This is a genomic window from Bacillus cereus group sp. N31 (assembly GCF_016483245.1).
Classification (GTDB): Bacteria; Bacillota; Bacilli; order Bacillales; family Bacillaceae_G; genus Bacillus_A; species Bacillus_A toyonensis.
Genome location: NZ_JAEHCH010000008.1, coordinates 42707 through 55670, shown reverse-complemented (window position 1 = coordinate 55670; position 12964 = coordinate 42707). Strand labels below are relative to the sequence as shown.

Below are 12964 nucleotides of genomic sequence, written 5' to 3'. Positions count from 1 at the left end.
TGATTGGTTCAACTTTATTTCAGAAAATATTTTTCAATATCATCTAGCATTAGGTTTGCTGCTTTAATACCGCCTGCTGTATTCCAAATTACTTCATCTACTTGGAATACTTTATTATTTTTAGAGGCTTGTAGCTGCTTAAAGAGTGGGTCTTCTGTCCATTCTTTTGCTAACGTGTTTCCTTCATTCTTCTTATCGCCATCTTTATCAGATGTGAAATAGAATAAGTAGTCCCCGTCCATATTTGGAATTTGTTCTTTTGTAATTCCTTTTATCGCAAATTCATCTTTATCTTGTAATGGTGGTCGTTTAAATCCAATATCGTTTAAAACAACACCTGAGAATGAGTTCTTTTGATATATACGAACATCACCTGGAACGAAGCGAATAATAGAAACTTTAGAGCTTAATTTATCTCCTAGCTTCTCTTTCATTCCTTCAATACGCTTTTTATAATCTTCAATTGCCTTTTGACCTTCTTTTTCTTTATTTACAGCCTTTGTATAGAGCGTAAAGTTTTCCTTCCAATCTCCACGCAATGTTTCAGCGTATACAGTTGGCGCGATTTCTTTCAATTGTTCATATATTTTTTCATGACGCATTTTATTCCCGATAATTAAATCCGGCTTAAGCTTCATTACTGCCTCTAAATTAATATCACGCTCAGTTCCTACAACTTTCGTATCTTTTAACTCTTTCGCTAAATGAGGGTACCATTCATCACCCGCACGCGGTTTCGTAGTTCCAACTGGCGTTACTCCCACAGCTAGAAGAGCCTCTGCACCTTCATTTGTTAAAACAACAACTTTTTTAGGTGTACCATTTACTGTTGTTTCCCCCATTGCATGCTTTACAGTATAAGAATCTTTCGCTTTAGCTGATGGATCATTTTCTTTTTTTTCTTCTTTACTACACCCTGCGATTATAACCATAAGTATCATAATGCAGAACATAAACATTTTTTTAGTATGTAACATATGTCCTCCCTAGATGAAATCGATTATCATTAACAACTAAAGGTTAATGTATATTACATACATTGTCAATGTATATCAGAGAACTTTTTTAATATATACTATTTAGATTCTATCCGTTATTCAAATGTTTCTTTTTGAAACTTTCTGTATAAGTATGTAAATAATGGCCGTTCTTAAAATGCGTATCTATGTTATATATAGATACGCATTCATATTACATTATAAATTTATTTCCTAATATTGATTATATTTAATATATGATGGATCATTATACACCCACTGATTTCCACCAAGGTTCAACCAACTGTTTTGATTAATAAATACTAAATAAGATTCTGGTTTATTTAATTTACGAATTACTGAAGAAGATGTTGATGGACCACTTCTTAAATTCACATTCGTTCCTTGTATATATGCGACACCGATTGCGCTACCATCACTATTGCTCGTCTTTACAAAATTAATGTAAGACGGGTCATAATACACCCACTGTCCGTTACCTAAGTCTAACCATCCATTACTTTCTTGATATACGACATACGATTCTGGAGAGTTTAATTGGCGAATTACTGAAGAAGATGTTGATGGGCCACTTCTTAAATTTACATTTTTCCCAAGTATATAAGCAACTCCCTTCGTTTGTGGTGTTGGCTGAGGGTTTGGAGGTTGTGGATTTGGAGGATTCGGATTCGGAGCTACTCCAAAAATAGCTGCTATTCCGTTTGCATATGCTTGACATAGATCTTCAATAAATTGTGGATTTTTCAATAAATTTGCATCAAACGTTGTATCAATAAAAGCAGTCTCAGTTAAAATTGCATCCATTGCAGTCTCTCTTAGTACTGCATAATTTGCTTTTTTTGCCCCTCGGTCACGAAGGCCGTATTTTGTTAATACAGGATTGACTGCTGCATGAATTTTTTGTTGCTTTGCATATGCGGAGCTACTGTTAGATAACCCATTATAAATATAACTTTCAAATCCAGTTCCACCGCCACTATTTATATGAAATGAGATAAAGTAATCTGCTCCAAAAGAATTAGCGATATTAGCACGTTCTGATAAAGAGATAAATACATCACTATCACGTGTCATTTTAATAGTAATTGGGTAGTTTGCAGATAGAATGTCTCGCACACGTCTCGCTATTTGAAGTGTTAAGTTTTTTTCTACTAAACCATTACCAACAGCACCAGAATCATATCCACCGTGACCTGCGTCTATTACAAGTTTCATATCACTGTCTCGTTCCTTTCTTTCGTGTAATAGGTTTACATTGCTACTCGTCCTATTTTATGTAAAATGTACAAGTTCCGTTACAATTACAAATAAAAAACCACCTTATGTAAGGCGGTTTCTATCATCTTGCTTTAACCAATTTAAAATAAATATATACGATTGATAGTGAATATAACGTATGCAAAATAAAATAAATAAAAGACCCATTCCAACACCGCTGTATAACAAACCGAACTTTAAAAAAATGTTCAAAAGTGGCGGGAAATTAGTAATATTTTGTACTGTAACAAGCATGCAAAACAAAATAAAAAACACAGGTACATATTGTAATTCGTACGGCTTTCTTTTCTTACTAGCTCTTTTCCGAATGAACTTATGGCTTAGTTCTGCCAAAATAAAACATCCTCCAATTAATACAAGACCAGAAGTCATTATCATGTATCCACCTGCCTTATATTTATTTTAGCACATTACTAATCATCGTTATATTTTCTTCACGTATGTTCCATCTTCTTCATTAAAGCCAAAGCTCTCTATGAAAGTTTTTGCTTGTTCTGTTAATTCCTTTTGTAACACTTTTATCTCTTTCACACCTCTTTGTTTCATCATCTCTTCAAATGTAAAATACGTATTTGTTCCATATCCGTAACTTTGATAATCAAAATGAATTATTAATTGAGATAAAACTACACTCTCTTCTTGAACACTGTAATCTATTACACCAATATATGTATCATCAACTTTTACGCAATACTGCACCTGTTTCTCACTTACATTATGCGAGCGGAACATTTCTTTAACAACGCTTTCATTTTCTACTGTTACTTTTTCAAACGCAATCATATGTTGTCCATCCTTTTACTATTATTGTATCAATAATACGTTCTATTTATGAAAAAAAACCTTAAGACCATATGCGGTCTTAAGGTTTTTCTTATTAAACTAAGCTATACGCACGTTTTGTTTCTTCGTGGAACTTATTCGTATCGTATTTATGCTCAACATAAATTTGGTGCCAAACCATAAACGCAAGTACAGTCCAAATTTTACGGCTATAATCGCCTTTATCTGCACAATGTGCTTCCAGTAAGTTTAATACATACTGTTTGTCGATTAAATGATCTGTTTTACTTTCGTTTATAATATTTATAGCCCAGTCATGCATTTCATCTTTTAACCAGTGACGAATTGGTACCGGGAATCCAAGTTTTTTACGATCTAACACGTGATCTGGAACGATTCCGCGTGCTGCTTCACGTAAAATAGCTTTCGTAGTTCCGTTAGCAATCTTTAATTCAGTTGGAATTTTTGATGCAACATCGAATACTTCTTTATCTAAGAACGGTACACGAAGTTCTAATGAGTTTGCCATTGTCATTTTATCAGCTTTTAATAAAATGTCACCACGTAACCACGTGAACATGTCAATGTACTGCATTTTACTTACATCATCATAATCTTTAATCTCGTTATACAATGGTTTCGTGATATCCATATAGTTAACACTTTCATTGTAGAACTTCATTAATTCCGCTTTCTCTTCTTCACGGAAGATTTTCGCGTTTCCATAGTAGCGCTCCTCAATTGGCGTACATCCACGCTCTAGGAAGCTCTTTCCTTTAAATCCTTCTTTAAGAGCACCGCTTAATGCTTTTAGAACACTCTTACCTGGGCTAGGAATGTACGAGAACATTTTTAGTGAGTTTGGCTCACGGTAAATGTTATAACCACCAAATAGCTCGTCTGCGCCTTCCCCTGAAAGAACAACTGTTACATGTTTACGTGCTTCTTTTGCAACGAAGTACAATGGTACAGCTGCTGGATCTGCTAAAGGATCATCCATATGCCAAATAATTTTTGGGAACTCATCCATAAATTCTTTCGCTGAAATAAATACGTTATGGTTTTTAACGCCTAATTTCTCAGCAGTTTCTTTCGCAACATCAACTTCACTGAAACCACGTTGTTCAAAACCAACAGAGAACGTTAAAAGGTTCGGATTCATTTCTCTTGCGATAGAAGCGATAATAGATGAATCGATACCACCAGATAAGAATGAACCTACTGGTACATCACTTCGCATATGTACTTTTACTGAATCGTATAATACATCACGAATTGCTTGGATATGCTCTTCTTTCGTTGCGCTTGAAGCATTGAAATAAGGCTTCCAGTAGCGATGGATTTCCATCTCTTTACCGATTTCCTTTACGAAATAATGACCAGGCTCAATTTTATTAACATCAATTGTTAATGTTTCTGGTTCTGGACCATATTGGTACGTAAAGTAATGTTGTAGTGACGTTGGGTTTACCCCTTTGTCTTCCATTACATGCATAATACTTTTCTTCTCAGATGCGAAAAATGTAGTATCACCTTGTTGCGCGATATATAATGGTTTAATACCAAAGTGGTCACGTGCACCGAAAAGTTTCTTTTCTTCACGATCCCAAATCATAAATGCAAACATACCACGAAGATAGTCTACACATTTTTCTTTCATATGTGCATACAATGCAATGATAACTTCTGTATCAGATTGCGTTGCGAAAGTCGCACCTTTTTCAAGTAACATTTCGCGTAATTCTACATAATTGTAAATTTCACCATTAAAAATAATTACATATCGATCATTTTCATAAGTTAGCGGCTGATGTCCTGCCTCTAAGTCAATGATACTTAAACGGCGGAAGCCAAATTGTACATGTTCATCACGAAAATATCCTTCGTCATCTGGACCGCGGTGGAAAATCATCGTGTTCATATTTTCAAATTGATGTTTTTCTGTTTCTGAAAACTCTCTAGGGTTTTCACATAAACATCCTACAAAACCACACATACTTCTTACCCTCTTTCGGTTTTCATTCTGTTTCTATACTACTATATCAACCCTATTTATACTAGCATAATCAACTCAATATGGCGACCAAAAACTATAAAAAAATCACTCCATTTCACATTTTTAACATTTTTTTATGAAAACATGAAAATTAGGCAATCACCTTTCTCCGCTTTTGTCATATGATATTGCAAATTGATTTCTAGGAGGGAATACCATGAGTGAAGAAAAAAAAGATTCTTCTCGTCCACCGGTTCGCAATTATTTAAAGCAAATTGATGATTTTTTTGAGCAAACACCTCTTCGCAATGTAATCGCTGATTTGAATCATTTTTTCCAAAAAGGAAATCGTTTATTAACATTCCCTGTAGATTTATATGAAGTTGATGAAGAACTCGTTGTTACCGCTGAACTACCGGGTATACAAAAAGAGCAAATTCAAATTGAAATACAAACCGAATACTTAAAAGTCTCTGTAAAAGAAGAAATACTTGAAGAGGCAGAAGAACAAACATCTCATAACTATTATCGCCGAGAACGGTCTATTTCAGAAGCCGCAAGAATGATTAAATTGCCTTATTCTATTAATAAAAAAGCAGCGAAAGCTTCCTATCAAAATGGTGTGTTAGAAATTCGTGCACCGAAACTTCCACAACAGCATGACATTTTATCTATAGACTAATGTAAAAAAATAAGGGTGCTACGCGCCCTTATTTTTAATCCACTAATCGCTTCATATCACGTATTATATCTTCGTACGGTGTATTACTAATACCGCTATACTTTTTCATTACTTTTCCATTTTGATCAATTAAATAAAATGATGTACCATGTATTACTTGACCGTTCTCTGGCTTATCTACAAGTGATTGGAAATTATCTTTTGAAAACTTTGTAATATCTTCTAACGAATAACCCGTCAATAAATTCCAATTACTAGTATCTTCTGTAAACTTTTGAATGAAAGCTTTCAGATTTTCTGGTTTATCAAGATCTGGATCTACACTAAACGAGACAAACTGAACGTCTAACTTCTCTTCCTTTGCCATCTTCTGTAATTTTGCCATATTAGCAGTCATTGGCGGACAAACTGTTTGACAGTTTGTGAACATAAAATCTGCAACCCATACTTTCCCTTTTAAATCTTTTGTACCAAATTGTTTTCCATCTTGATTTGTGAATTGGAAAGTTTCTAAATCCCAATTTAATGGTTTACGAAGCTTTGAGCCTGATCCACTACATCCAGCGAGTACAAATAGACAAAATACAACCATAAGACCAATTAGTTTTTGATAACGCTTCATTTATAAACCTCTTTTCTCTATCCTAAATTTAAATAGGTTATGCTCATCATAACAAAAGTTAACACTACGAGAAAATTGTTTACTGCATTTGTTCACGAAATCGTACGAATTTACGTATGATACTTCTTAATTTCAAGCGAATTACTAGACAAAATATGTTTTTTCACTATTATTTATCTAAATCGTATTCGCAAAACAAAGCTCATTGTTAAAATTGTAAATACCTCTCCCTATTTTTTAACAATTAATTAAACATTAATCCATGTTATACACTGTATTCCTTAACAACATTTCGGTACAATACAACTACAACGATTTTAAATGAGGTGATGTTCATGGCAAAGCGCTATGAAAATATGGATAATGTCAGTACAAAAAAATCAATTCGTTCTTTTTTAAGATGGCGTAAAGAACGAAAGCTGAACAAAAAAGACTTTTCTTTTTTAGTAGAACAATCACCTGTTAAACAAAATGCATTTTTGCAAAGCAATGTTGAAAAAACGACAGTCACATGGGTGGGCCATTCTACTTTTCTTATCCAAACGAATGGACTTAATATATTAACAGATCCAGTATGGGCAAATAAATTAAAGTTAGTTCCGAGGCTTACTGAACCAGGTCTTACTATACAAGAACTACCTAAAATTGATATAGTCCTTATTTCACACGGTCATTATGATCATTTAGATTTTTCAACTCTTCGTCAGTTAAATGATGATGTTCTATATCTTGTACCTATCGGATTAAAAAAATTATTTACTCGTAAGAAATTTACGCATGTAGAAGAATATAAATGGTGGGAAAGTACGACGATTAATGAAGTTTCTTTTCACTTCGTACCTGCTCAGCACTGGACGAGAAGATCCTTATTTGACATGAATACATCTCACTGGGGTGGATGGATTATTGATAATGAAACGACTTTGGAAACCATTTATTTTTGTGGCGACAGCGGCTATTTCCAGGGTTTCAAAGAGATTGGAAAGCGCTTTTTAATTGATATTGCTCTTATGCCAATTGGCGCTTATGAACCAGAATGGTTTATGAAAGTATCTCATGTTTCCCCTGAAGAAGCAGTGCAAGCTTATTTAGATTTAAACGCGACACATTTTATTCCAATGCATTACGGAGCTTTTGCACTTGCTGATGAAACACCTCGCGAGGCAATAACAAAACTTCGAAGTAATTGGAATTTGCGTATGTTACCGTGGGAACAACTGCATGTACTCTTTTTAGGCCAAACTTTTACTTATAATAGCGACACAAATAAAAAACAAGTACAAGAAAAAATCGAAACTTTACAAGTGTAATGTAACTACTTATTTTCTATATCCATCATATAATATAGAAAATCATAAAGGGTGTTTTCTATGAATGAATATTTACAGACTCGCTACATCATTAGCGGGAGCGCCTGTATAGCCCTTCTCATTTCTTACTTTCTATTCACATAAAGTGAAACTTTAATCAGTGGGGGTTGTTCATCATCCCCACTGATTATTAGCCTTCACCAATCGGGCATTTACGGACAGTTGATCTCACACCTAACTTCTTTGCTTTCGCTGAATTTTGAGGTGAGGGTCTTACTGTCCGTTAATGCGGGATAAAAAAGCTACTTGAAATATATTTTCAAGTAGCTTTTTTATTACTCTGCTAAATACATAAATCCAATTGCACCCGGACCTGTATGAGTACTAATAATAGGCGTTGTATAGAAAATTTCTGATTGAGTAAATCCACTCACTTTTTCCACAGCTGCTTTCATACTTTCAGCTAAAGGAATTGCTTTTGCATGCGGAATCGCAACAGCTTTTACAACTTTTCCTGCTGTATCTTGCTCAAATAACTTAGCTAACGTTTTTACAATTTGGCCTTGACTGCGCACTTTCGTTACAGGGTTATAAACACCGTCTTCAAGGCTAGCAATTGGCTTTATATTAAGTAGCGAACCGATAAACGCTTTTCCTTTACCGATACGTCCACCCTTCACTAAGTTTTCTAATGTATCTACCACTACATATAAACGAGTATTCTTTCTCACTTCATCTACACGTTTTAAAATTTCTTCTAGTGAGCGTCCTTCATTTGCCATTTTTGCAGCTTCTATTACTTGATATGCTAAAGCATGTGTAATAAATTGTGAATCAACAACTGTTACTTTTGTATCAGTCATCGATGCAGCACTATTTGCAGTCGCAACAGTACCACTCATTCCACTTGTCATATGGATAGAAAGTACTTCACTTCCATCTTCACCTAGCTTGTCATACATTTCTACAAATGTACCCATAGCTGGTTGTGATGTTTTTGGTAGTTCCTCTGATTTAATCATTTCTTCAATAAACTCATCAGGTTGTAAATCAACGCGATCTAAATATGTTTGTCCATTTACAGAGATTGATAATGGTAGAACATGAATGTCATACTTCTCGATTACATCTTGTGATAAATCTGCCGTTGAATCTGTTACAATTTTAATTTTTTGCATACTATCCTTCTTCCCTTTCCAATACGCTCTCCTTGTTATTATACTAGCATTCCTAATGCTTTCAACAATTTCGAACGAAATTTCATCAAATTAATTATATTTTTATACCTAAAATAAAAAGACAGAGTATTCCTGACTCTGTCCTGCTCTAATTTATGCGTTTTTTTCAAGGGTATTTGTTTTATATACATTTAAATAATCATTCCACTTCAAACATTTTTGTAAATATTCACGGAAAGAATACGAAAATCTTGGGTGCTTTTGTTTTTGAATTTTTGCAATAAATAATTGAAGACGAGACTGAATTAGAAACGATAATGGATGCTGCGCCTGTAGGACAGGGATTTCGAATATTTTAATACAATCCCCTGTTGAATGAGTGAAATAAAAACTTTTCGTAATCACAATATCAATCCTCTTTTTCATTGGATTTTGAACTTCCTCTACTTTACGCTGTAACACGTTGTTTAAAGTGGAGACTCCTTTGAATACAAAAGTATCCTTAGATGATCCCTTTAGTCCTTATGGTTAGTAGATTTATTCTCTATTCATCTCCACCTAATCCATCCCCCGTCCTAATTATCACGTGAGACGGGAATCTCGTTATCCGTAAATTGCTTAATACATTCAGTATAAACTTATAAAGGTGCAAAGTTTGTCTAAATTTTGGAGATTCTATTATTTTTTTCTTCTTTATATTGTATACGTTTATAGCCATAGTATAACAAATAATTAAAAAAGTGCCTTTATAACGAGGCACTTTTCGACTGTATTTCTTCTTCCCTTTTCTTTTTTCGCTTACTAACAATCTTTGATAAGGCAATACTAATTTCATAAATACAAATAAGCGGTACCGCAACTAAACTATGAGATAAAAAATCTGGCGGTGATATACACGAGGCAATGATAATCAATGCTACGTAAGCATACCTTCTTATTTTTATTAGAAACTCCGCCGTAAGTATGCCAATACTCGTTAAAAACATTACCACTACAGGTAATTCAAAAATCACAGCAAATGGAACTGTTAAATTAAGTACAAAATGAAAATACTTTTCTGTCGTAAACATCGTATTAAACATTTCATTACCTATCGTAGTTAAAAAATGAAATAAAAACGGCATTACAATAAAATATCCAAAACTTAAACCTGCAATAAATAATATAGACAATACCGGTATATACATTACAGTCATCTTTTGTTCATTTGGATGTAAACCTGGTTTTACAAATAACCAAATTTGTATAGCAGCAAAAGGAATTGTACAAACGATAGCAAATACTGTAGCAATCGAGAAAAAAATCCACAATACATCACTTGGACCGAGAACAGTTAATTTCATTGGTAAATCTTTTACAAGCCAAAAATAAATATCCTTCGTAAAAGTAAATCCAATAATTAAAAATAATACAAAGGATAACACTGTATAAATTACTCGTTTGCGAAGCTCAACGATATGTTCTACTACACTCATTTCCCGATCTTCCATCTCGTTCACCACACTTTACTTATCCATTACGAGGAAAATCCATTACATTTTTTCTTTCTTTTCCTTCTCTTGAAATGCGTCATCAGTCAATTCTTTCGTTGATTTTTTGAATTCTTTTAACGTTTCCCCTAAAGCCTTTCCGATTTCCGGCAATTTTTTAGGCCCAAATAATATTAGTACAGCTACTAAGATTAAAATTAACCCTGGAAAGCCAATATTTGAAAACATTTCCCCATCCCCTTTATTAGTAGATTTCTTGTCCTACTATTGCATAATTTTATTTTGTCAAAAAAGTTTGAAAACGTCAACAAATCCATCGTCTTTTGTCAAAAAAATTCAAAAATATAATCAATTATACAAATTTCATTTTCTATTGCTCTTGTGTATGATATGGTAAGGGAAATGACATATTATTTCATGATAGTAGAAAGGATTTGCATTATGACTGAAAAAATGACACGAATGACCCAATTTGTAAAAGAAGAAATTGCAAATGCAATTACACATGGTATCGGTGCCATTTTAAGCATCCCTGCCTTAATCATATTGATTATTCATGCTTCTAAGCACGGTACCGCATCAGCTGTTGTTGCATTTACCGTTTATGGTGTAAGCATGTTCTTACTGTACTTGTTTTCAACGTTGCTACATAGCATTCACCATCCAAAAGTAGAAAAATTATTTACTATTTTAGATCACTCAGCCATCTATTTATTAATCGCTGGCACATATACTCCTTTTCTACTCATTACACTTCGTGGACCTTTAGGTTGGACGTTACTCGCAATTATATGGACACTTGCAATTGGCGGTATTGTCTTCAAAATTTTCTTTGTACGCCGTTTTATAAAAGCATCCACTTTATGTTACATCATTATGGGCTGGCTCATAATCGTTGCTATTAAACCACTTTACGAAAATCTAACTGGACATGGTTTTTCACTACTTTTAGCAGGTGGCATTTTATATTCAGTCGGGGCAATCTTCTTCCTTTGGGAAAAGCTACCTTTCAACCATGCCATTTGGCACCTCTTCGTTTTAGGCGGTAGTGCAATGATGTTCTTCTGTGTACTCTTTTACGTCTTACCTGCAGCGTAATAAAAAAGGTTTCAGCTTGATGAAAGCTGAAACCTTTTTTATTACTTATGTAATTGTGATGCGATAACATCCTGTGTATGCTTCGTTAATTCTTTAATATCCATATTCGCATACTCTTCAGGTATAATCGGCTTAGAAATCGTTACTGTTGCATGAGCTGGTTTCATACGATTTCCATTCGCTTCAAACATTTTATATGTACCATCTAACGTTACAGGTAAGATTGCTACACCAGATTTTACTGCTAGGTGAAAACTACCAGCTTTAAACTCTCCAATTTCGCCACCCTTACTTCTCGTTCCTTCAGGGAAAATTACGATAGAATGTCCATTCTTTAAAAGTTCAATTCCATCTTTAATCGCTTGAAGAGATTGACGACGATCATTACGAACCATAAATACACAATTCATAAGTTCCATCCAAGTTGGTACAACTGGAAACTTCTTAATCTCTGCCTTTGAAACGAATCCAATTGGTTTATTTAAGTAACCTAGTAAAACAGGAATATCCATATTACTTTGATGATTACTTACAACTAGTACCGGCTTGTCTTTCGGAACATTTTCAAGCCCTTTTACTTCTACTGCCCCACCAGCAACACGTACCATTTTTTTACCAAACCAATTTGTCGTTTTATACACAGCATTATCTTTTTCTTGAGGTGACATCGTATTTACTTGTTTTTTAAGACGCCACATTCTCGGTGTAATCGCAATTACAATTAAAATTAAATAAAAGATTTTAAAAAACGTTTGAATCATACAGAACCCCCACCTATTATCATTCCGACCTTCATTATACTAGACAAACGAAGGAAAAAGAAGAAAAAATGTCCAAACAACAAGTGTTTGGACATTTTTAAGTATTCTATATTAGAAACGTTTTGCTAATTCACGTGCGTTAGCAATTGCTGCTTCTTTAATTTCTTGTGCTTTTTCAGGATTAGCATTCATACCTTCAACTGCAATATATTCAGTTTCATTTACACCGATGAATCCTAATACTGTTTTCAAGTGATTACGACCGAAGTCTACAGCTGCGTATGCTCCTTCAGAATAAACGCCACCTGTTGCTTGAATGTGAAGTGCTTTTTTGCCTTCTAATAAGCCAACTGGACCATTTTCAGTATATTTGAATGTTTTACCTGCGATTGCTAAGTTATCTAAGTATGCTTTTACTACTGGTGGATAGCTAAAGTTCCACATTGGAGTTACGAATACATAACGATCTGCATGCATAAATGTTTCTAAGTTTGTGTTCATTGCTGCAACTTTTTGTTGTTGAACTTCTGTTAAAGTTTCAAAGCCTTCACCTGCTGCAAATTTACCCCAAGCAGCAAATACATCTGCATCAATTGCTGGTACAGTCGTATTGAATAAATCAACTGTTACAACTTCGTCTTGTGGATGCTCGTTTTTATAAGCTTCGATGAAAGCTTCTCCTACTGCCATTCCGAAAGAACCTTCTGCTGAATTTGGATTTGCTGTGATAAATAGTACTTTTGTCATTGTATTCTCTCCCTTTAATTT

15 protein-coding genes are annotated in these 12964 nt (G+C 34.1%); 3 read left to right on the top strand and 12 right to left on the bottom strand.

Annotated features, from left to right (window positions below):
• Positions 1-14: 14 nt before the first annotated feature.
• The 5 genes from JDS81_RS12565 to asnB form a co-directional block, all read right to left on the bottom strand.
• Positions 15-977 carry an ABC transporter substrate-binding protein gene (locus tag JDS81_RS12565; RefSeq protein ID WP_000903334.1) on the bottom strand — a complete coding sequence of 321 codons (963 nt, stop codon included), beginning with the start codon at positions 975-977 and terminating at the stop codon, positions 15-17.
• Positions 978-1211: 234 nt separating this feature from the next.
• Entirely contained in the window at positions 1212-2213 is a 1002-nt protein-coding gene (locus JDS81_RS12560; protein ID WP_000779879.1) for an N-acetylmuramoyl-L-alanine amidase, read from the bottom strand.
• 105 nt (positions 2214-2318) lie between these two features.
• Entirely contained in the window at positions 2319-2648 is a 330-nt protein-coding gene (locus JDS81_RS12555) for a hypothetical protein (protein ID WP_000200454.1), read from the bottom strand.
• Positions 2649-2699: 51 nt separating this feature from the next.
• On the bottom strand, positions 2700-3059 hold the full coding sequence (locus JDS81_RS12550) for a GNAT family N-acetyltransferase (protein WP_000559960.1): 360 nt from the start codon (positions 3057-3059) through the stop codon (positions 2700-2702).
• Positions 3060-3153: 94 nt separating this feature from the next.
• Entirely contained in the window at positions 3154-5055 is a 1902-nt protein-coding gene (asnB, locus tag JDS81_RS12545; protein WP_000333815.1) for an asparagine synthase (glutamine-hydrolyzing), read from the bottom strand.
• Between the two features lie 217 nt (positions 5056-5272).
• Here asnB and JDS81_RS12540 point away from each other — a divergent pair, with 217 nt between their 5' ends.
• Positions 5273-5737 carry an Hsp20/alpha crystallin family protein gene (locus tag JDS81_RS12540; RefSeq protein ID WP_001288081.1) on the top strand — a complete coding sequence of 155 codons (465 nt, stop codon included), beginning with the start codon at positions 5273-5275 and terminating at the stop codon, positions 5735-5737.
• 34 nt (positions 5738-5771) lie between these two features.
• On the opposite strand, the gene JDS81_RS12535 is transcribed toward JDS81_RS12540, so the two are convergent.
• Positions 5772-6359, bottom strand: a complete 588-nt coding sequence (locus tag JDS81_RS12535; protein WP_000833349.1) for an SCO family protein — start codon at positions 6357-6359, stop codon at positions 5772-5774.
• A 335-nt stretch (positions 6360-6694) separates the two neighbouring features.
• Between JDS81_RS12535 and JDS81_RS12530 the strand changes: the two genes are divergently transcribed.
• Positions 6695-7669, top strand: coding sequence for an MBL fold metallo-hydrolase (locus tag JDS81_RS12530; RefSeq protein ID WP_001129623.1), 975 nt, complete (start codon positions 6695-6697; stop codon positions 7667-7669).
• Positions 7670-8004: 335 nt separating this feature from the next.
• On the opposite strand, the gene JDS81_RS12525 is transcribed toward JDS81_RS12530, so the two are convergent.
• The 4 genes from JDS81_RS12525 to JDS81_RS12510 form a co-directional block, all read right to left on the bottom strand.
• Positions 8005-8847, bottom strand: coding sequence for a DegV family protein (locus tag JDS81_RS12525; protein WP_001169475.1), 843 nt, complete (start codon positions 8845-8847; stop codon positions 8005-8007).
• 153 nt (positions 8848-9000) lie between these two features.
• The gene (locus JDS81_RS12520; protein WP_000629011.1) at positions 9001-9252 is read right to left on the bottom strand and encodes a DUF2535 family protein; all 252 of its coding nucleotides are present in this window, start codon (positions 9250-9252) and stop codon (positions 9001-9003) included.
• 341 nt (positions 9253-9593) lie between these two features.
• Positions 9594-10337 (bottom strand): twin-arginine translocase subunit TatC, encoded by a 744-nt coding sequence (gene tatC / locus JDS81_RS12515; RefSeq protein ID WP_000390131.1) that lies wholly within the window; start codon positions 10335-10337, stop codon positions 9594-9596.
• Positions 10338-10379: 42 nt separating this feature from the next.
• Positions 10380-10565, bottom strand: a complete 186-nt coding sequence (locus JDS81_RS12510) for a twin-arginine translocase TatA/TatE family subunit (RefSeq protein ID WP_000492443.1) — start codon at positions 10563-10565, stop codon at positions 10380-10382.
• A 213-nt stretch (positions 10566-10778) separates the two neighbouring features.
• On the opposite strand from JDS81_RS12510, the gene trhA reads away from it, so the two are divergent.
• Entirely contained in the window at positions 10779-11435 is a 657-nt protein-coding gene (trhA, locus tag JDS81_RS12505) for a PAQR family membrane homeostasis protein TrhA (protein ID WP_087971298.1), read from the top strand.
• 41 nt (positions 11436-11476) lie between these two features.
• On the opposite strand, the gene JDS81_RS12500 is transcribed toward trhA, so the two are convergent.
• Positions 11477-12196: a lysophospholipid acyltransferase family protein gene (locus JDS81_RS12500; protein ID WP_097953479.1), complete on the bottom strand. Its 720-nt coding sequence runs from the start codon at positions 12194-12196 to the stop codon at positions 11477-11479.
• 111 nt (positions 12197-12307) lie between these two features.
• Complete coding sequence (locus JDS81_RS12495) at positions 12308-12943, bottom strand: FMN-dependent NADH-azoreductase (protein WP_000170037.1); 636 nt, start codon at positions 12941-12943, stop codon at positions 12308-12310.
• Positions 12944-12964: the final 21 nt, after the last annotated feature.

Coding starts and splice junctions, on each gene's coding strand:
- JDS81_RS12525 (WP_001169475.1), bottom strand. CDS start 8,847: ATGCAAAAAATTAAAATTGTAACAGATTCAACGGCAGATTTATCACAA.
- JDS81_RS12540 (WP_001288081.1), top strand. CDS start 5,273: ATGAGTGAAGAAAAAAAAGATTCTTCTCGTCCACCGGTTCGCAATTAT.
- trhA (WP_087971298.1), top strand. CDS start 10,779: ATGACTGAAAAAATGACACGAATGACCCAATTTGTAAAAGAAGAAATT.
- JDS81_RS12510 (WP_000492443.1), bottom strand. CDS start 10,565: ATGTTTTCAAATATTGGCTTTCCAGGGTTAATTTTAATCTTAGTAGCT.
- JDS81_RS12560 (WP_000779879.1), bottom strand. CDS start 2,213: ATGAAACTTGTAATAGACGCAGGTCACGGTGGATATGATTCTGGTGCT.
- JDS81_RS12530 (WP_001129623.1), top strand. CDS start 6,695: ATGGCAAAGCGCTATGAAAATATGGATAATGTCAGTACAAAAAAATCA.
- JDS81_RS12495 (WP_000170037.1), bottom strand. CDS start 12,943: ATGACAAAAGTACTATTTATCACAGCAAATCCAAATTCAGCAGAAGGT.
- asnB (WP_000333815.1), bottom strand. CDS start 5,055: ATGTGTGGTTTTGTAGGATGTTTATGTGAAAACCCTAGAGAGTTTTCA.
- JDS81_RS12550 (WP_000559960.1), bottom strand. CDS start 3,059: ATGATTGCGTTTGAAAAAGTAACAGTAGAAAATGAAAGCGTTGTTAAA.
- JDS81_RS12500 (WP_097953479.1), bottom strand. CDS start 12,196: ATGATTCAAACGTTTTTTAAAATCTTTTATTTAATTTTAATTGTAATT.
- JDS81_RS12565 (WP_000903334.1), bottom strand. CDS start 977: ATGTTACATACTAAAAAAATGTTTATGTTCTGCATTATGATACTTATG.
- JDS81_RS12555 (WP_000200454.1), bottom strand. CDS start 2,648: ATGACTTCTGGTCTTGTATTAATTGGAGGATGTTTTATTTTGGCAGAA.
- JDS81_RS12535 (WP_000833349.1), bottom strand. CDS start 6,359: ATGAAGCGTTATCAAAAACTAATTGGTCTTATGGTTGTATTTTGTCTA.
- tatC (WP_000390131.1), bottom strand. CDS start 10,337: ATGGAAGATCGGGAAATGAGTGTAGTAGAACATATCGTTGAGCTTCGC.